The following is a 19,172-nucleotide window of genomic DNA, read 5'->3' on the forward strand; positions in this document are numbered from 1 at the left end:
TAGTCACAGGAGATTGCTGGGTGGAGCATGTTAAGAAAGAAGTGCCGACAAACAGCGTTTAGTCTCCGTGGACTAAGGTCTGAGTTACAAGGTAACCCGGACTTGATTACGTACAAAATAAAGGAGAGTGTGACATAAGTCGGGAAAATTTGAGTACTAACTCGAAATTACGAACATAGCGAGTACTTTGCTATGAGTAATTCGAAGTTAGACGGAGAATTTTGACTTATGGAACACGTTTATCCGGAATAAAGAGGGACCGTGACAAAAGTTAAATTTTGTCACAGCCCCTTTATTTTTATACACTAGGCAGTGTTCCCCTTAATCAGTTGTTAAGTTGCCATCGTCTGACTAAAAGTTGCCAACCAATTGCTGCTAGGAAACAGAACAAGCCGAAAAGACTAATTTTTGCACCTAATCGCAAGCCTGGGGTCCGATAGGAAAACTCGACTTGATGGCTGCCAGCTTTTAAGGGAATTCCTAAGAAGCCGGTATTGGTCTGATAGGGTTTAACTGTGCGGCCATCGACACGCGCACTCCAGCCTTTTGAGTAAGGAATCGACGAAGTTAGAATTCCCTTTGTTTTCGTCGTAATTGTCCCGCTTAGATGATTAGCTGTGAATTTAAGCTGCTTGAGACGCTGTTTTTGCAGTTGCTTAACTTCTTTAAAATACTGGTTATCGATTTGGGTTGCTGTGATCTTCAACTTAAAACGATATGTCCCCAATTTTGACGGAGAAATTGTCAAAGAAGCAGGCAGCTGTGAAAAGAAGCCGAGATTCATTAAACCATAATTGACAGTTTTATAAAAAGAAAGTTCATCTTGGTTAGGCTGTGTGATTTTCTCAGTTCCTTTACTGGAAGAAACACTCAAAGAATAGCTCTTGTCAGGTGTTCCCTTAAGCACGTGTGCACGCAAATAGCTATAATAGCTCAACCGTTGATTGAGTGAGAGTAAACCTGAATTTGAAGTTGTTTCGTGCGAAACATCCAATTGTAACTGCTTTTTAAGTGAAAATGGAGTGTAGTCCAAGTTCTCAAAATCTAAATGCAATTCGCTATTGCGGTATTTTTCAGGATTTTTCAAGATAATGGTGTAAGTTTCAGCACGATCTTCACGGGTAATTTTTTGCGTAGAGATTAGATTGCCACGGCTCGAAATAATAGTGTAAGGAACAGTTACAACATTCTTGGCTAAGGTTGCATGCTGGTATCCTTTACTGCTGTGGTTGCCAAGATAAACACCGCTAGCAAGTGCCCGCTCCTTTTCAGAGGCTGAAAGGTGACGATAGGTATGCGCGCTGATGACGGTATTTTGCCAATAAAGTAATGGAAAAGCATACTTGGTACGATAACGCAGTGTTTGTTGATCGTTTGTTGAATGTTGATTAGCATCAAGATTTCTGGTTGCAGCTTTGTCTAAAGTATAACCGGCAGGGATTTTAGTATCGTTAGGCTGGTTAGCTTGAACGAAGAGATACCGGACTCCTAAGAAGTTGTTTAAAATAGTACGGTCGTCCATTTGCCCAAGCGGAATATTAGCTTCAAATTGAGAATTATGCATACTGCTTGCAAAGTTCCCAATATTTTTATTTTGCAATGAGTAATAGGAGCTGATTGAATTAAGCTTGCTAGGTTGGGTATTGTACATGTGAATTCCTGCACCCAGACTGTAATTTTGACTAATAGTTGAAACTCGGTATTGATTGTGTGGTTTTAATTGACGATCTAAGCCGGCATAGCGTAAAGCGGTCCATTTTTCGAAGGCTTTTTGCGGCAGCATCTCGTTTGAGTAACCTCCGTTGTAAGGTGCTGCAAAGTAAACGGCATTAAGTGCGGTATTTGAGATTAGCAGGAGCATAAATATTAATTGCCAGTGACGGTTTTTCGAAGTTCGATAAAAGACAATCAGGCCATAGCTAATAAAAAGGAAGATCACCGGGATAAATAATTTTTCGTTATTCTGAAAGAAATAATTGATTAAGAGCAACAAACTGTAGCCTAGAAGGCAAAATGTAAATGCCCGCAGCATTCGAGGTGAGATTAGCTTGATATGATTAATCAGCACACAGGTTGCAAGCGCAAGTGGCAGCACCAGTAACAGTGTCCAGCGATTGGAAGGCGAGGTCATTCCGTTAAAAAAAGCACCACAGGCAGGAAATAACAGCATAATTCCCCCTAGGATAAAACTTGTGCTCAAAATTGGATAATTGCGATGTTTTGCAATGATATAAAGCAATGCAAAGAAACTCAGACTTGCAAAACCGAGTGCACTCCAGAAGTAAAAATCACGATTACCACCGTTAATTAACTGGGAAGGAAGCGCAAGATAATAATAGAGTGGGTATAATTTTAAACCATTTGCAAAAGAACCTGAACTGCGCGTGGAGTTAAAGACGGCATAAATTTCAGGGAGTAATAAAACAGCGGTTAACAGGAGGCCCAAAAGCGTACTGCTGCCCAACTTTAAAACTGTTTTTTTAAAGATGCCCTGATGGCGATAGTAAAAGAAGTAACGTAAAATTAAAAAGATAAAGGTTCCAATGCCTAAGATATAAGCAAAGTAAAAGTTGTTAAACAGCATCCAACTGAACATCAAAGTTAGTGGTAGGTTTGAGTAGCCCTGTAAGACACGTTCGACACACAGAATTAATAGTGGAAACAAGATGAAAGGGAGTGTGAAAAAGGGTTGGGCAATATTTGAGTAGAGCAAAAAAGCATTAAAAAGATAAACAAGACTACCACTGATGATGACTTGGTTATGAAATTTAAAGTGAGCTGCAAAGTAGCAAAATGAAAGTCCGGCACAATAAAGCCGCAAAACAATCAGAATTTGGTAACCCAGAACAACTTTTGTGGCCGGAAATAATAGGATTAAATAGTTGAAGAGATCACCAATGATGTAATAAGAATTAATTTGAAAAAGATCTCCCCCTAGACCTAATTTCCAAGACCATTGCGGAAGTGAAGTGGTCGGATGATTAAGCATGGAAAGAAGTGTTTTTCGAAATTCGCTTAGGAGCGGCAAATGCTGTTGTGCCCCATCCAAACGCCAGATTAATGAATGTCCGGTAGCCAGATATGTACCATAAACAAAGAGTGCTACCACGAAAAAAACTGCAGTATACTGCAGATAAAGGTTAAAATTATTTTTTTTATCAAAAGAAAATTGCACAAAAAAAGCCTCCTGCCTACTCTCAAGTATTGTACATTAATTCCTTGAAAGTTGCGAAGGCAGGGGACAAATTTTAAGAAGTTGTTATTTTTCTTCTTTAACAATGTAAAGCGGACGGTGCTTGACTTCCAGAAAAATTTTTCCAATATATTTGCCTACGATACCAAGGCAAAAGAGCTGGATACCACTAACAAACAAAATGATGCAAACTAGTGAAGGCCAGCCGCTAGTGGGGTCACCGAAGAGAATGGCACGAATGATAATCCAAATAATTGCGATGCCGGCGCCAATAAAGGAAAAAAGTCCGGTGAAAGCCGCGATATTCAGGGGCACATCTGAGAAGGCTACAATGCCATCAATCGAATATTGCAACAAATTCCAAAAACTCCAGCTGGTCGTACCAGCAGTTCGTTCTTTATTCGGATACTCAAGATATTTTGTTTTGAAACCGACCCAGCTGAACACGCCCTTTGAAAAACGGTTGTATTCCTTAACTGCTAGAATTGCGTCGATCATCTGCCGAGTCATCATCCGAAAATCACGTGCTCCATCCACGATAGTAGTGTCTGAGATGCGATTGATCAATTTGTAAAAGAGATGTGCAAAAAAGGAACGAATCGGGGGTTCACCCGCGCGATCTGCGCGGCGTGTGCCGATACAATCGTATTCGCCTTCACTCAAAAGTTGATGCATCTTGGGTAAAAGTTCAGGTGGATCTTGTAAATCAACGTCCATTACTACGACATAATCGCCAGTTGCACGTTGTAACCCGCAAAAAAGTCCAGCTTCTTTACCAAAATTACGTGAAAAGGAGACGAAATGGACGTGTTGTGGATCCTGTGCGTGCAAATTACGCAATTCCTGTAAGGTATTATCTGAGGAACCATCATTGATAAACCAGTATTCAAATTCAACATCCGGCATTTTCTCTTTTGTTTTTTCAACTTCAGGATAAAAAAGTGGAATCGATTCTTCCTCGTTGTAACAAGGGACAATGATTGACAATTTGCTGCTCATTTTTAAGTCACTCCATCTATGAAAGTATTTGACGAATAAGGCAGCTGTTACTGCTTCTTCTTTGCGGCTGATGCGATTAAGGCGTCAACGAATTTTTCTAAGCTGGCAAGATCCTCAGCAGTGTCCGGGGCAAGATTGATCTTTACGCTTGCAGCACCTTTTGTAGCGCCAGTCTGTTTGAATGCTTCTTCAAATTGATCAACGGCAACACAATAGTATTCACCGTAAAAAGTGTCACCTGACCCAGCAACTCCAAAGACTTTGCCAGTTAGGTCAAGTTCTTGAAGATCTTCAAAAAAGTCCATTCCTTCATCTGGAAGAGCGCCCTCATCGTAAGTATAAGGAGTCACAATACAGATATCGACATCTTCAAAATCAGAAGCATCGCACTGGGAAATTTCTTCCGTATCGACCTCAACGCCCTTATTTTCGAGGGCCTCTGAGACAATATCGGCAACATCTTCATTATTTCCGGTGATCGAAGCAAATACAACTTTAGCTTTTGTCATTAAGTAAACTACCTTCTTTCAACTATCTGCTGTGCCTCATTATAGCAGATAATCGGTAAATACTGAAAACAACATTTAAAGGCTCGTTTGTGTAACACTAAATGTGTCGCTGCCAATAACGAATTTTTAGGTTATAATAAAAGAGTAAATTAAATTGGAGGCAGCTATCGATAATGATTACATTAAAGTCACCGCGAGAAATTCGTGAGATGGAAAGGTCAGGGGCAATTCTTGCAGGAATGCACTTGGGCTTGAGAAAGATTATTAAACCAGGAATTTCAAGTTGGGAAATTGAAAAATTTGCGCGTAAGTTTTTTAAAGAACACGATGCAATTCCGGAACAAATTGGATTTGAAGGTTATAAATACGCAACCTGTGTCAGTGTGAATGATGAAATTTGTCATGGTTTTCCCCGCAAAGACTTGATTTTGAAGGATGGGGACTTAGTTAAAGTTGATACAGTTGTGAATTATCATGGTGCGATGAGTGACTCGTGCTGGAGCTATGCAGTCGGAAAGGTAACCCCAGAAATTGACCGCTTAATGAAAGTCACAAAAGAAGCGCTCTATTTGGGCATTGATCAGGCTCAGGTGGGCAATCGAATTGGCGATATTGGAGCTGCAATTCAGCATTACACCGAAGAAGTTAACGATTATGGTGATGTTCGCGAGTTTATTGGGCATGGAATTGGACCGACGATGCATGAAAGCCCTAATGTGCCTCACTATGGTCAAGCCGGAAAAGGTCTGCGTTTGCGTCCCGGAATGACGATTACAATCGAACCGATGATTAATACAGGGACTTGGAAAGCAGTTATGGATGATCCTAATGGTTGGACGGCCAGGACTGCAGATGGCGGCTTTTCGTGCCAGTATGAACATACTCTCGTGATTACGACTGCGGGGCCTAAAATTTTGACATCGCAGGATCCAGAGCAGGATAAAAAATATTTACTTGATTAAAGCCGACTTTATTCATAAAATGTAACTGGTGTTAAGATATTTTTTTAATTTTTCACCAAAAGTATGCCCATGCTGCTAGAATGCAGCTTTAGCTGTTTATCATCTAGAAGACTGGTGCTATAATGAGGGATGTATTTTGACAACGCTAACAGATAAAGGAGCTCGCATGATGAAAGTTAGAAAAGCTGTGATTCCGGCCGCAGGTTTAGGAACACGTTTCCTGCCAGCAACTAAGGCCCTGGCAAAAGAGATGCTGCCAATTATTGATAAACCAACGATTCAGTACATTGTGGAAGAAGCAAAAAAATCAGGTATTGAAGATATCTTGGTGGTTACTGGTAAAGGCAAGCGCCCAATTGAAGATCATTTCGATTCAGTTCCGGAATTGGAACAGAATTTAAAAGAAAAGGGAAAGACGGATCTGCTCAAACTAGTTGAACAGACAACCGATATTAACTTATACTTCATTCGGCAGTCGCATCCTCGAGGACTTGGTGATGCCGTCTTGATGGCAAAGGACTTTGTAGGCAACGAGCCTTTTGTTGTAATGCTTGGCGATGACTTGATGAGAGATAAGGTTCCGCTGACTAAGCAGTTAATTGATCGTTACGACCAAACCCACGCTTCAACTTTAGCGGTAATGAAGGTTCCGCATAAAGAAGTTTACAAATATGGTGTCATTGATCCAGGTTCTGAAACAAGTGCAGGGCTTTATGATGTCAAAAAGTTTGTTGAAAAGCCTGCAGTTGATAAGGCACCTAGCGATTTAGCAATTATCGGTAGATACTTATTGACACCTGAGATTTTTGGTATGTTAGAGACACAAAAACCAGGTGCAGGCAATGAGGTTCAGTTAACCGATGCAATTGATCGCTTAAATAAAATTCAACGTGTTTTTGCACATGAATTTAAAGGTGAGCGCTTTGATGTTGGCTATAAATTTGGCTATTTGAAGACTTCTATTCAATTTGGTTTGGAACATCCAGAAGTCAAAGATGACTTGAGAGCATATATCAAGGAATTGTCCAAAAATTTGAAATAAGCAGTGAGTAATGTGGTTTGCCTAATTTAAGGTTAATTAAATTCCAATTGTGTTTTTGGAATCGGACACGTTAATTGGCAAATCTAAAAAAATAACGAGATGGGGCTGTGGCAAAAGTTAAATTTTGTCACAGCCCCTCTTTTATTCCGGATAAACGTGTTCCATAAGTCAAAATTCTCCGCCTAACTTCGAATTACTCATCGCAAAGTACCCGCTATGTTCGTAATTTCGAGTTAGTACTCAAATTTTCCCGACTTATGTCACACTCTCGTCACGTTATTTATTTCGCTTAAATGTATTTCATTAAGTTAAAGATTTGCGGCTAACTTTGAATTACACGAAGCGATCTGCGTTGCAGGTTTAAATAAAGACACAAATTCGTTGGAAGCGATCCATGCTGTCTTAGTTTTGTTTTGGAAGAAAGTGCCAGTGCTTGCCTTTTGTGCAAATGAGTCATGCGCTTGAATATTTTTGGGGGAAGACTTAATAGTTTTTATTGAAATTATTTAAGTTATATCTGATAATTACTAGGGAAGAGTTTTAATTTTATGAATTAAAATAAGGGGAGACAAAAATGACACGTAAAAGAAGTCAAAAGAAGAATCTAAAATGGTTATGGGGAGTGGTATTAGCAGTTGTTGTAGTTGCAGTGGCTTTTCTAGGGTTACGCAGCAATGTGGTCCGTGCGCATCTGCAAAATTCTTTTGGGGACACGGCACAGCATCAAAAGTCTGAATATAAAAAACAACAAAGTCTCGCACGGAAAAAATATGGAACGCAACAAATAGCAACTTCAGCTAGCACCAGCAGTTCTGCGCAAAATAAGCAAGCAAGTAAGGCAAAGACAGTTACAACTGCTTCAAGTAGTAGTGCTAAACAAGCATCCACGCAAAAGAGCCAGTACCAATACTATGTAGTGCACGCAGGAGACACCTTATCGGCAATTGCAACGAAATATCAAACAACTACTTCAGAATTAATGCAGCTTAATAGTCTCGAAGATGGGACGATTTCTAGCGGGACCACTCTGAAGGTTCCAACGACTAGTACAACAGCTGCCACAGGTGAGCAATCCAGTAGTAATTAGCTGTAGAATTTAAGGTGTCATGGTATAATTTATGCTGAACAGATTAGGAGGTGGCAGAGATTAAAAAGGGGAGCGTTAACTTTGCTACGATCAAAGATGTAGGTTCAGCAATGCTGCAACGAAGTGCAGGCGTCAATCTTAACAACACTGCAATTGTAATTGCATATTATTCTTTATTGGCAATTTTTCCAACGATTATTTTACTGGGAAACTTGATGCCGCTTTTGAATTTGAATGCAGCAACAATCTTGAATTACCTGCAGACTGCAGTTCCTGGGACAATCTATAATACCTTGCGCCCTTTAGTAACTTCGTTTTTACAAAAGGGAAATGGGGGCGTAATTTCAATCAGCGCACTTGTGGCTTTATGGGCGGCTAGCAGGGGAGTTAATGCACTCAAGCTGGCTATGAATAATGCTTATGGGGTCAAAAATTCACAAAGTGCGATTGTCGTGCGGCTGGCTTCATTTTTTTTAACGCTCGTATTTGTAGTTTTAATGGTGATCATCATTACATTGTTTAGTTTTGGACAGCTGGTTTTAGATTACTTAACGCCGCTGCTGCATCTTCCAACGGATTTAATCAGTCTTTTTGGAACATTCAAGTGGCCGGTAACGGTTGTGGCTTTGTTCTTTATTATTAGTTTAATGTACTATTTTTTACCAAATGCCCACATTCACTTGCACTTGATTTTTCCAGGAGCTTTTTTGGCAACGGCAGGTTGGGTTTTACTTGCACAAGGTTTTTCGATCTATGTGCGTTATTTTGCACGTTCTGTTTTAAGCTATGGGACAATTGGAACTTTTATCGTGTTGTTGTTTTGGTTGAACTATGCAGGTTGGGCGATTATGCTAGGAGCTGTGCTTAATGCAACTTTAGAAGAAAAAAAGTATCATAAAATTGAACCAAAATCAGGTAAAATTCGGCATTACATTGAAAAATATCGTCCGGATCATGAAAATAAAGATTAAAAAGGGAGCGGGTGACATAAGTCGGGAAAATTTGAGTGCTAACTCGAAATTACGAACATAGCGAGTAATTTGCGATGAGTAATTCGAAGTTAGACGGAGAATTTTGACTTATGGAACACGTTTATCCGGAATAAAAGAGGGACTGTGCCAAAATTTAACTTTTGTCACAGCCCCTTGAACGTACCAGCATATTGCCAGGTAAACTAGTTTAAAAATTAGGTTGGGTTTGAAGACTGATTAAATTCAGTTTTTCTAACCGAACCTTTTTATTTGCCTTAAAATGCCGACCGGACTTTTAACTATGACTGAATTTCTTTGTCTAAAAGTTGTTCGATGTCCGTCAGAGCGAATCCCTTGCGATAGAGTGTTTGTTTGATTTTAAACTTTTTTTCTTGAGAAGTTAACAAATGATACTTTTTGGCAGCTTTTTCGAATTGCAAGGTGAGCGCTTCTTTCTCAGATTGGAGATCGTTTGTTAAATCAAGCGTTGCAAGTGCAGTGGTAATCTCATCAAATGAAAATCCTTTGGAGAGCAGCCGCTGCTTTATTTTTTGCAAACGAAGCTTGCTGGATTGATTGTGATATTGTTTTGCAAGTTTGAGACAGAGCTTTTGGAGATTAGCAGTTGCTGTTGCTTCATCGTACTCACTGGCAGCTGCTGTAATTGTTTCTGCTGGAATCCCTTTTTGTCTTAATTGCTGTTGAATCACTTTGAATCCTTTATCAGAGGTTTTCAACATTGTTCTAATGTAACTTTCAGCAAATTTCTGATCATCCACTAAGCCTTCTAAGCGCAGTTTTTGCTGCACTTTAGCAATCACTTCCGGGTCAGCTTCATATTTACGTAAATAAGTATAGATCTCTTTTTCGCTCCGTAATTGATAGCTAAGGTAATTTAGGGCTTTTTCGTAAAACTGTGAAAAACTGTCTTCAGTACTTAAAATTTGCTTTAGTTGTGCAGTGATTTCCTGTCCCTTGTAAAGTTGGTGTTTAATCAGCACGCTTTCACTGACAGAAAAGCTATAATGTCCATCAAGATAAATATTATAGCGTCCTTTTTTTCTTTGGGTTTTAATCATAGTTATTTTTTGTGGCATAAGCGAACCTCCAGCAGTATTTTCATTTTTTATTATACATGACTAACTGCCGGCAAAAAAAGAGAATTGCAGTGTTATAATTAACTATCACAAAAACTAAGGAGTTTACTGCATGCAATACGAGAAAAACAGGAGCGTAAAAGGAGTTGCACTGACTAGTGGGCAGCGTTTTCCTTTAACAATCAAAAGGTTAGGAATTAACGGTGAAGGAATTGGTTACTTTAAACACAAGGTTGTGTTTGTGCCAAATGCTTTACCGGCAGAAGTGATCGTTGCTGAAGTGGTCCGTGATAATCCGCATTATGCAACGGCTAAGGTGCATAAGATCCGCGAAAAAAGTCCGCACCGGGTTGCAAAAAGGGATGACTACGATGTCGGCGGGATTGAACTTGAACAGCTCGCTTATGAAAAACAACTAGAGTTTAAACGTGATATTATTATGCAGTCACTTGAAAAGTTTAAGCCGCGCGGATACCGGCATTTTATTTTGAAGCAGACCCTCGGGATGAAAGTCCCTTATGAATATCGAAATAAGGCTCAGTTTCAAGTGCGTCAAAATGAACGTGGAGAAGTTGTAGCGGGATTATATAAAAGAGGCACACATGAGCTAGTTGCACTGCCAACTTTCAGTACCCAGCGTCCACTGACAATGAAAATCATGCGGATAGTTTGCAGTCTCTTACAAAAGTATGAAGTTCCCATTTACAATGAGCAGCAAAACTCCGGAATTGTCAAGACATTGGTGGTTAGAGAGTCAGTTGCAACGGGTCAGGCACAGCTTGTTTTTGTTACAAATTCACCTAAATTTCCACATAAAAAACCGCTGTTAGCTGAGTTGCAGCAGGCTGTTCCACAGTTAAGCTCGGTCATGCAGAATATTAATATGAACCAGGACGCGCTTATTTGGGGAGCAGAAACTAATTTGCTTGCAGGACAAGACTTTATTGTCGATCAACTGGGTACAGTTAAGTTCAAGCTTTCTGCACGTGCCTTCTTCCAGTTAAATCCTTCTCAGACTGAAGTAATGTATCGTAAAGTAGAAGAGGCACTTGCCTTAGAAAAAGGAGAAACCTTGATTGATGCTTACTGTGGAGTGGGGACAATCGGTCTTTTTGTGGGTCAAAATGCAAGTGAAGTCAGAGGGATGGATATTACACCTGCCGCAATTACGGATGCACGTGCAAATGCACAGTTAAACAAACGCACAAACACTCGGTATGAATGTGGAAAAGCTGAAGAAGTTATCCCGCAATGGATAAAAGAGGGTTTTGTAGCGGATGCGCTGGTAGTTGATCCTCCTAGAACTGGATTGGACTCAGAATTGCTTAAAACGATTATTACGGTTCGCCCACGCAAATTTGTCTATGTTTCTTGCAATCCGGCAACATTGGCTCGTGATTTGAAAGAATTGGTTAAGGTTTATCAGGTCGAGTATATCCAGCCAATTGATATGTTTCCGCAGACAGCAAGAAGTGAAGCAATTGTGAAGTTAACTCTGCGGTAGGTGGTGTTGAAGACTGTTGTTTAAGAGGTTATTTATGAATAAGAAAAAATTTTTGGGAGGCTTGTGTTTCTTTTTGTTGGTAGGTTGCCTGCTAGTTGGAAGCCTCACCTTATCTCAAGAAACACAGCATACACGACAAAAAATTGAACAAAAAAGTCATAAAAAGCTGAGTGTTAAAGAACGTAAATACTTGAAAAAAGTTAAGGCCATCAGCGAGTATACGGAGCATCGTCTGCAAAAATCCGGTTTTACAGGTGAAGCGTTGTTGATTAAGGATGGCAAGGTGGTTTATCAGCAAGGTTATGGATATGCAGATGTAGATAATCAGGTACCAAACGGCAGTAAAACAACGTATCAAATTGCTTCGTTGCAAAAATCAGCTACTGCAATGATGATTATGCTGTTAGCTAATAAAGGCAAGCTTTCCTTAAATGATCATTTGGCAAAGTATTATCCAAATATCAAAAATGGCAACTTAGTGACACTCAGACAAATGCTAAACATGACGTCTGGAACTAATTTAGCGACCATGCCGCGGAATGTCTTAACAGCGACCGCGTTAGTCAATTATGTCAGTCATAAAATTCAGATTAACGTTAAACAGATTGGACATCAAAGCTACCAGCCCGCTAATTATGTGCTTTTGGCCGGAATCTTGCAAAAGATTACACAACACAGCTATGAAGACTCCTTTAACACAATGATACGTAAACCATTAAAGCTCAAGAACACTTATTTTTTTAATGAAGAACAGGCTCAAAGTCAAAAAGCGCTTGCATATACACAAGTTAAAGGTAAGCAGTTGCGGAGGATAAAAGAGCAGGCTTTTCAATATTCTAATGAATTAGGGACTGGAAACTTGTATATGAGCACACCGGACCTTTACAAGATGCTTAGTTCATTCTTAGACGGAAAGTTTTTAACGCAAACTGAGACGCGGCTTTTATATACCACCTTCCCCCCACGAAATAATTATAGTGCGGGGTTGTATCATTTGGCGCAACTGCCAGAATTTAAAAAACTAGGGATCACATCAGGGTATCATGTACATGGCTATGAATATGGTTATGAGACGGTTGGCGACTTGTCCGCTAATGGAAAAGATGCTGTGATTTTACAGACGAATGTCGCAAATTTGCATAAACCCTTTAATTTGGTGCTTGACGCGGATCTTTACCATGCACTCTTGCAGACCTTCAAAAAATAAGCTTAAACCAAATAATTTTTGGGATTTCTGGCACAAGTTTGCTATAATAGTTATGATATCGGTGTAAAATTACACCTGTGTTTATAGAAGGCAGGTTTTTCCATGCGGCAGTCAAAAGAACCAAGGGAAGGTGACTTCATCACCATCAAAAGTTATAAACACGATGGCAGTTTACATCGAACGTGGCGAGATACGATGGTACTAAAGACAAGCGAAAATGCCCTGATAGGCTGCAATGACCATACTTTGGTTACAGAAGCAGATGGGCGTCGTTGGGTTACCAGAGAACCGGCTTTGATTTATTTTCATAAGCATTACTGGTTCAACATTGTCACAATGATCCGTGATAATGGAGTTTCGTATTATTGTAACCTTGCGTCACCAGCGGTCTTGGACAGAGAAGCGCTAAAGTATATCGATTATGATCTGGATGTTAAGGTTTTTCCAAATGGTGAAAAACGCTTGTTGGATGTCGATGAGTATGAGGAGCATGCTGCAAAATGGAATTACTCCCAGGAAACGGACAAAATCCTGAAACATAATGTGCTTACACTTGTCGATTGGATTGAACACAAGAAGGGGCCTTTCTCGAAGGAATATGTCGATATTTGGTACAATCGGTATTTAGAATTGTCACGACGTTTGTAAATGATGTGTTTGTAGAAGTATTAGGGGGCTGTTTCGGTACGGCCCCCTAATACTATCTTATGCTGGAAGCGAGCAGTTGTCTTAAAACCGGCTTTACGCCTAGAGGACGTGTTTATTCATTTCACGAGTAGCTGACCATTTTGGTTACTTTTTAACATCAATTACAGGTGTGGTATTATTTAATCAGAAATAAGTGAGGACTGACCTGAGAATGTTTGATAAATTAAAAAATTCAAAGTTGATGTATATTACGGTAGAGGCTTTGCTAGTTGCAACGCTGGTTTGGGTCTGTACTCAGATCAGCTTTATCTTTAATCCGGTAGGGACATTCATTTCAACACTTTTTGTCCCGGTTATTATTTCTGGTTTTCTGTACTATCTTTTCAGACCGGTAGTTTCTTTTCTCATGAAAATACATCTCGGTCGTTTTAGAATTAACCGGACCTTAGCAGTGTCTTTGGTTTTTTTAATGTTGTTAGGAATTATTACTTTAGCGCTGACCTTTATGATTCCGCTGTTGATTTCACAAGTTGGACAATTGGTGGTTAAAACGCCTGATTATATCAGTGCTGTTCAAAAAGTGACTAACCATTTCTACAATGATCTCAGTGATCATCAATGGATGCGCCAATTAGATGTTCAAAGCTATATTAGTAAGCTTGAGAAAAATGTGATGGGTTCAGTTGAGGTTTTCTTGGGTTCGTTAACGAAAAGTTTAGGAACAGTAATCGGGATGATTACCAGCATTACAGTGACAATCATCACAGTCCCTTTTATGTTATTTTACATGCTGAAAGATGGGCATCGCTTGATTCCCAACATTCAAAAGATGATGCCTAGCAAAAGGGCTGAACAAGTAGAAGAACTTTTGACTAAAATGGGAGATACAATCTCAAAATATATTGCAGGGCAAGTAATTGAATGTACTTTCATTGCGACTTTCATTTCCTTGGGATATTGGGCAATTGGGATGCCTTATGCGCTTTTGCTGGGTGTTTTAGCAGGAACGACAAACATCATCCCTTATCTTGGACCTTATATTGGAGTCTTGCCCGCACTGATTTTGGCTTTTTCCGTTTCAACTAAAATGGTTATTTTGGTAATTATTGTTTGCACGGTTGTGCAGCAAGTTGACGGAAACTTAGTGTATCCAAATGTAATTGGTAAATCACTCGATATTCATCCGCTGACTATTATTATGCTACTGTTAGTTGCAGGTAACCTGGCTGGTTTAATGGGAATGATTCTTGGTATTCCAACCTATGCAGTCTTAAAGGTGATTGTGAAGTATTTCCACGATATATACCTGTTAAATAATGAGAAAAACGGGCAGTGAATTGCTGATAAAAAAGCGGATGCGCGGAGTTCGTTAAGTAGAGCTATCCGCGCTAATTGAAGTAAGTCAGCTAATTGACTGAAAATAATCTATCTTGTAATATTGTTGGTAGTAAATTGCAAAGCATAATAGGTGAAATTCATGAAAAAAATGGAAATAAAATATATTACGAAATGTGCACCATTGTTACCGGAGAAGAAAGACTTGGTCAAGGCTAAGCTTCCGGTTGCAGAGACTAAAAATTTTTGGGAATTGCGAGGTATTTCTTTAGCGATCAACCAAGGTGAAGGAATTGGACTGCTAGGAACTAATGGATCTGGTAAGTCTGCGTTAATTAATATTCTTGCCGGGCATGAAAAACAAACGACAGGTTTTATCACGATGGAAGCTAAAGTAAACTTAGCCAGTATTCATTCTATTTCTGATGTTAATCTGACCGGACTTGAGAATATTAAACAGGCAGTGTTTGCGGCCAAACTTGATGAGTTTAAAGCTAACCACTTGATTAATGCGATTATTAATTTTAGTGAGTTAGGCGAATGGTTATATCGACCAGTGAAGACATACTCACTAGGAGTAACAGCGCGTTTAGCACTTTCACTTGCACTTTATGTAGAGCCGCAACTGGTATTGATTGACAGTCTTTTGGGAGCCATTAATTTGTCGTTTTTTAAAAAAGTCGCGCAAAGAATTGATAACCTGAAGGACCGAGGGGTTTCGTTTGTCATTGCGGATACCAATGTGATCAATATCGAACGTTTTTGCGAACGGACATTGTGGTTACAATTCGGACAAGCCCAAGATTTTGGAGCTACACGAGATGTAATGGTTCAGTTTGAATATTTTTCCAGCTGGTACCAAGCACTAGCACTTCCAGAAAAGAATGAATATCTTGCACAAAAAGAACACGAACGGCAAACTTTTGATGTTGGGACTGTTTATGAGGAGTTCAAGGTAGAACAATTTAAGCATGGTTTTACACGCAAAGATGAACCACGGATGCGTAAGGCCTTTTACAAGGATCGGGGGGCTGATCCGGTTAATCTGGCAGTTACTGAAGAGACAAAAAAGGCTGCGCCAACTGCGCATAAAACCAAAAAAAAGCAGCGCAGAAAATTAAAAACGTTCATTGTTAGCGGAGTGCTTGTATTAGTTTTAATATTCTTGTGGGCGGCACTCAGTCATAAAGCTGCGGTTGCACGAACATGGGAGAGCGTGCAAAGTACATTTGGTAAAAAACAAGCACAAACAAGCAGTTCAAGTAAAAAGAATTCGTTGGCACAAAGTCAAAAAAATGCAAGCGCGGCAGCTAAAACAAGTGCAGCTCAAGCATCTTCAAAAGCACAGGCATCTTCTGCGAAAGCAGCTAGTGAATCAAGTGCTAAAGCGCAGTCTGCTAGTGCTTCAAGTGCAAAGGCAGCCAGTGAAAGTCAACAAGCTTTGCTGAAAAATACTCAAACAATTAATGTTCAATCCGGTGATACTTTGGAAGCTTTAGCAGAAAAATATGCAACAACGGTCGATAAGCTTAAAGCAATCAATAAATTGAGCTCTGATAGTGATTTAAAGGCCGGCGATGTTATCCATGTCCCACAGTAAGTTGAGTGGAATTACTCAGTTTATTTTGGTATTGTATAGTCAAGAACTAATCTCAAGTTTTTAACAATTGGAGAGAATAAAAAGATGAACTCAGACCCCGGACTTGCTGAAATATTACTTATAGGATTATGTCTAGTTGCCTTAGGAAGTGCTAGTGTGATTAGAAGTGCGTTACTGGCATATCATTCATATCATGAAGCTAAAAGTGCTGTGTTTGAAACACTTCAAAAGCATGAACGAGCGGTTAATTTTGCACAGTTTTTTGGCTGCTTGTTCAGTATTGTGTGTGCTGCTGAACTTTTTCTGGCTAATGGAACTCTTTTTTCCGTTCAAAATTTAGTCTTACTCGTGGTAATTTTTGTAATTATTTTGACGATTAGTGCAATTTTGGCCGAGTCTTTACAGAAAGCTATTCGTAAAAGCAATACGGGAACTCTTTTAAGAGGAGTTTGTCGCTTCGCTAGTTTTTGTGGTGTACTATTTATCCCAATGGAATTTTTGCTTAATGTTATAAATCGCAGCAGGACAGCCAATAGTGCCATTGAGGATGGTAAAGTACCTGCAAATCCCATTGTGGCATTGATAACGGAACAACGTAATGAAGGTCGGCTGAATCCTGAAGCCTTTGAAATGATCGAAGGGGTTATCTCGATGCATGAAAAAATGGCTCGCGAAGTGATGGTTGCACGAACTGATGCCTTTATGGTAGATATTCAAAATGACAACGATCGCAATATAGACGCCATCTTACAAATGCCTTATTCACGTGTGCCTGTCTTTAATGAAAACAAAGATAATATTGTTGGAATTGTGCATATTAAAAATATCTTACGCACCGCCCGTAAGGATGGTTTTGATCATGTAACAATCAGGAGAGTTATGCAACCAGCACTCTTTATTCCAGAGACAATGCCAATTGATGAAGTAATGTTTGAAATGCAAAAAACCAAGAATCAAATTGCAATTCTCTTTGATGAATATGGCGGAGTTGTCGGGTTAGTAACGCTTGAAGATCTACTAGAAGAAATTGTTGGCGAGATTGAGGATGAATCGGATCACCCTGATCGCGGTTATCAAAAGATTTCTGATAATGAGTTTATTGTGCAAGGAAAACTAGCACTCGATGATTTTAATGATGAGTTTGGGACTGCTTTGGAAATGAATGAGGTAGACACAATTGCGGGCTATATGATTGCTAAGCTGGGCTTTATTCCTGAAGACGGCAGCAAGGTGGAGTTTGAGACTCCAGAGCATGTTGTTTTGGTTACAGAGCAGGTTGATGATTCTAGAATCATGGCGCTTAGGATTACACTGCCACCTGCTTTGACTATTGCACATGTCCGGCGTGAAAAAAGCCAAGCAAATAAAGGGTAAGCTTGAGTTAGAGCAAAAAATGTTTTTTATTAGAATAGATGAAAGAGGTTAATTATGAAAAGTGAAAGTTTGGCTGAGGCCGTCAACAAAAGACGGACCTTTGCGATTATTTCTCATCCAGATGCCGGAAAAACAACAATTACGGAGCAACTCTTATTATTTGGCGGTGTCGTGCGTAAAGCGGGAACTGTCAAAGCAAAGAAATCAGGAAGTTTTGCGAAGTCTGACTGGATGGAGATTGAAAAAAAGCGCGGGATTTCTGTTACTAGCTCTGTAATGCAGTTTGATTATGCTGGTAAACGAGTAAATATTCTTGATACTCCCGGGCATGAGGATTTTTCTGAGGATACATACAGGACGTTGATGGCTGTCGATGCTGCTGTGATGGTGATTGATTCTGCTAAGGGAATTGAACCACAGACTAAAAAGTTATTCCAAGTATGTAAAATGCGTGGAATTCCAATTTTTACATTTATTAATAAGTTGGATCGTGATGGGCGTGAACCACTTGATCTTGTTACTGAGCTGGAAGAAGTTTTAGGGATCGCTGCGTATCCTATGAATTGGCCAATTGGAATGGGTAAGGGGCTCAAGGGAATCTATGATCTTTTTAATCACCGCGTTGAGCTTTACCGGCGAGAGGATCAAGCTGAGAGCTTGATTGCACTTAATGATCAAGGTGAGATTTCGGATGCCGAACCTTTAGCTGAAGAGAGTATTTATCAGCAAGTTTTAGACGAAGTTCGCTTACTGCATGATGCCGGCAATCAGTTTGATGCAGCTAAGATCGCACAAGGCAAACTAACACCTGTTTTTTTTGGATCAGCATTAACAAACTTTGGGGTCAAAACTTTTCTCGATGCTTTCTTGCAATTTGCACCTGCACCTGCAGCGCATACATTAGCTGACGGGCAAAAAATTGAACCTGTCGCAACTGACTTTTCGGGCTTTATTTTTAAAATACAGGCTAACATGAATCCTAATCATCGGGATCGGATTGCTTTTGTCAGAATTTGTTCGGGTGAGTTTAAGCGTGGAATGGATGTGACATTAACGCGCAACCTGAAAAAATTACGCTTGTCGAACTCTACTCAATTTATGGCGGAAACACGTGAAACACTTGAAACAGCAGTTGCTGGCGATATTATCGGTTTGTATGATACGGGTAACTTTCAAATTGGTGATACTATTTTTTCAGGTAAAAATAAAATACAATTTGCAAAATTACCACAGTTTACGCCTGAAATTTTTGTAAAGGTAACCGCAAAGAATGTCATGAAACAAAAATCATTTCATAAAGGAATTGCACAACTTGTCCAAGAAGGAGCAGTGCAACTGTATCAAAGCTATAGTACCGGGGAGTATATTCTAGGAGCTGTGGGACAATTGCAATTTGAGGTTTTCCAATTCAGAATGTTAAATGAATATCATTCTGAGGTTATAATGACTCCGATGGGTAAGAAAATTGCCCGGTGGATTGAACCAGAACAGTTAGATGAAAAGATGTCGTCATCGCGTAATTTATTAGTTAAAGATCGTCAAGGAAATCCACTGTTCCTTTTTGAAAATGCATTTTCTGAACGTTGGTTTAAAGATAAATATCCACAGGTTAAATTAACAGCTAAATTGTAAGTTAACCCAAAT

15 protein-coding genes are annotated in these 19,172 nt (G+C 39.6%); 11 read left to right on the plus strand and 4 right to left on the minus strand.

The window, feature by feature from the left end:
* Positions 1–325: 325 nt before the first annotated feature.
* The 3 genes from AB3Y88_RS09360 to AB3Y88_RS09370 all read right to left on the minus strand — a co-directional run bounded on the left by AB3Y88_RS09360 (position 326) and on the right by AB3Y88_RS09370 (position 4,701).
* On the minus strand, positions 326–3,175 hold the full coding sequence (locus AB3Y88_RS09360; RefSeq protein ID WP_261909502.1) for a YfhO family protein: 2,850 nt from the start codon (positions 3,173–3,175) through the stop codon (positions 326–328).
* 84 nt (positions 3,176–3,259) lie between these two features.
* The gene (locus AB3Y88_RS09365) at positions 3,260–4,192 is read right to left on the minus strand and encodes a glycosyltransferase family 2 protein (RefSeq protein WP_056961145.1); all 933 of its coding nucleotides are present in this window, start codon (positions 4,190–4,192) and stop codon (positions 3,260–3,262) included.
* 47 nt (positions 4,193–4,239) lie between these two features.
* Positions 4,240–4,701: a flavodoxin gene (locus AB3Y88_RS09370; protein WP_054758109.1), complete on the minus strand. Its 462-nt coding sequence runs from the start codon at positions 4,699–4,701 to the stop codon at positions 4,240–4,242.
* Positions 4,702–4,874: 173 nt separating this feature from the next.
* On the opposite strand from AB3Y88_RS09370, the gene map reads away from it, so the two are divergent.
* The 4 genes from map (at position 4,875) to AB3Y88_RS09390 (ending at position 8,763) form a co-directional block, all read left to right on the plus strand.
* Positions 4,875–5,663 (plus strand): type I methionyl aminopeptidase, encoded by a 789-nt coding sequence (gene map / locus AB3Y88_RS09375; protein WP_228888241.1) that lies wholly within the window; start codon positions 4,875–4,877, stop codon positions 5,661–5,663.
* A gap of 169 nt (positions 5,664–5,832) precedes the next feature.
* Positions 5,833–6,705, plus strand: coding sequence for a UTP--glucose-1-phosphate uridylyltransferase GalU (gene galU, locus AB3Y88_RS09380; protein WP_056961147.1), 873 nt, complete (start codon positions 5,833–5,835; stop codon positions 6,703–6,705).
* A 574-nt stretch (positions 6,706–7,279) separates the two neighbouring features.
* Positions 7,280–7,792 carry a LysM peptidoglycan-binding domain-containing protein gene (locus AB3Y88_RS09385; RefSeq protein ID WP_228888238.1) on the plus strand — a complete coding sequence of 171 codons (513 nt, stop codon included), beginning with the start codon at positions 7,280–7,282 and terminating at the stop codon, positions 7,790–7,792.
* 50 nt (positions 7,793–7,842) lie between these two features.
* Complete coding sequence (locus AB3Y88_RS09390) at positions 7,843–8,763, plus strand: YihY/virulence factor BrkB family protein (RefSeq protein WP_228888236.1); 921 nt, start codon at positions 7,843–7,845, stop codon at positions 8,761–8,763.
* A gap of 299 nt (positions 8,764–9,062) precedes the next feature.
* Here the strand turns inward: AB3Y88_RS09390 and recX are convergent, their stop codons facing one another.
* Positions 9,063–9,860, minus strand: a complete 798-nt coding sequence (gene recX, locus AB3Y88_RS09395; protein WP_228888233.1) for a recombination regulator RecX — start codon at positions 9,858–9,860, stop codon at positions 9,063–9,065.
* Positions 9,861–9,972: 112 nt separating this feature from the next.
* On the opposite strand from recX, the gene rlmD reads away from it, so the two are divergent.
* From rlmD to AB3Y88_RS09430, 7 genes are all read left to right on the plus strand, one after another.
* A complete protein-coding gene (rlmD, locus tag AB3Y88_RS09400) occupies positions 9,973–11,364 on the plus strand; it encodes a 23S rRNA (uracil(1939)-C(5))-methyltransferase RlmD (protein ID WP_228888231.1) in 1,392 nt (463 codons plus the stop codon).
* 34 nt (positions 11,365–11,398) lie between these two features.
* Positions 11,399–12,571 (plus strand): serine hydrolase, encoded by a 1,173-nt coding sequence (locus tag AB3Y88_RS09405; protein ID WP_228888229.1) that lies wholly within the window; start codon positions 11,399–11,401, stop codon positions 12,569–12,571.
* A 102-nt stretch (positions 12,572–12,673) separates the two neighbouring features.
* The gene (locus AB3Y88_RS09410) at positions 12,674–13,219 is read left to right on the plus strand and encodes a DUF402 domain-containing protein (protein WP_056961151.1); all 546 of its coding nucleotides are present in this window, start codon (positions 12,674–12,676) and stop codon (positions 13,217–13,219) included.
* 211 nt (positions 13,220–13,430) lie between these two features.
* A complete protein-coding gene (locus tag AB3Y88_RS09415) occupies positions 13,431–14,555 on the plus strand; it encodes an AI-2E family transporter (RefSeq protein ID WP_056961152.1) in 1,125 nt (374 codons plus the stop codon).
* Positions 14,556–14,696: 141 nt separating this feature from the next.
* Positions 14,697–16,154, plus strand: coding sequence for an ATP-binding cassette domain-containing protein (locus tag AB3Y88_RS09420; RefSeq protein WP_228888226.1), 1,458 nt, complete (start codon positions 14,697–14,699; stop codon positions 16,152–16,154).
* An 84-nt stretch (positions 16,155–16,238) separates the two neighbouring features.
* Positions 16,239–17,528, plus strand: coding sequence for a hemolysin family protein (locus tag AB3Y88_RS09425; RefSeq protein WP_056961154.1), 1,290 nt, complete (start codon positions 16,239–16,241; stop codon positions 17,526–17,528).
* 54 nt (positions 17,529–17,582) lie between these two features.
* Entirely contained in the window at positions 17,583–19,160 is a 1,578-nt protein-coding gene (locus AB3Y88_RS09430) for a peptide chain release factor 3 (protein ID WP_056961155.1), read from the plus strand.
* Positions 19,161–19,172 lie beyond the last annotated feature (12 nt).

The sequence above is a fragment of the Liquorilactobacillus satsumensis genome (assembly GCF_964065465.1).
GTDB classification, from domain to species: Bacteria; Bacillota; Bacilli; order Lactobacillales; family Lactobacillaceae; genus Liquorilactobacillus; species Liquorilactobacillus satsumensis.

What these genes read in the sequence shown, in the direction of transcription:
- AB3Y88_RS09365 (WP_056961145.1), bottom strand. Translation starts at nt 4,192, where the DNA reads ATGAGCAGCAAATTGTCAATCATTGTCCCTTGTTACAACGAGGAAGAA.
- AB3Y88_RS09370 (WP_054758109.1), bottom strand. Translation starts at nt 4,701, where the DNA reads ATGACAAAAGCTAAAGTTGTATTTGCTTCGATCACCGGAAATAATGAA.
- map (WP_228888241.1), top strand. Translation starts at nt 4,875, where the DNA reads ATGATTACATTAAAGTCACCGCGAGAAATTCGTGAGATGGAAAGGTCA.
- galU (WP_056961147.1), top strand. Translation starts at nt 5,833, where the DNA reads ATGAAAGTTAGAAAAGCTGTGATTCCGGCCGCAGGTTTAGGAACACGT.
- AB3Y88_RS09385 (WP_228888238.1), top strand. Translation starts at nt 7,280, where the DNA reads ATGACACGTAAAAGAAGTCAAAAGAAGAATCTAAAATGGTTATGGGGA.
- recX (WP_228888233.1), bottom strand. Translation starts at nt 9,860, where the DNA reads ATGCCACAAAAAATAACTATGATTAAAACCCAAAGAAAAAAAGGACGC.
- rlmD (WP_228888231.1), top strand. Translation starts at nt 9,973, where the DNA reads ATGCAATACGAGAAAAACAGGAGCGTAAAAGGAGTTGCACTGACTAGT.
- AB3Y88_RS09405 (WP_228888229.1), top strand. Translation starts at nt 11,399, where the DNA reads ATGAATAAGAAAAAATTTTTGGGAGGCTTGTGTTTCTTTTTGTTGGTA.
- AB3Y88_RS09410 (WP_056961151.1), top strand. Translation starts at nt 12,674, where the DNA reads ATGCGGCAGTCAAAAGAACCAAGGGAAGGTGACTTCATCACCATCAAA.
- AB3Y88_RS09415 (WP_056961152.1), top strand. Translation starts at nt 13,431, where the DNA reads ATGTTTGATAAATTAAAAAATTCAAAGTTGATGTATATTACGGTAGAG.
- AB3Y88_RS09420 (WP_228888226.1), top strand. Translation starts at nt 14,697, where the DNA reads ATGAAAAAAATGGAAATAAAATATATTACGAAATGTGCACCATTGTTA.
- AB3Y88_RS09425 (WP_056961154.1), top strand. Translation starts at nt 16,239, where the DNA reads ATGAACTCAGACCCCGGACTTGCTGAAATATTACTTATAGGATTATGT.
- AB3Y88_RS09430 (WP_056961155.1), top strand. Translation starts at nt 17,583, where the DNA reads ATGAAAAGTGAAAGTTTGGCTGAGGCCGTCAACAAAAGACGGACCTTT.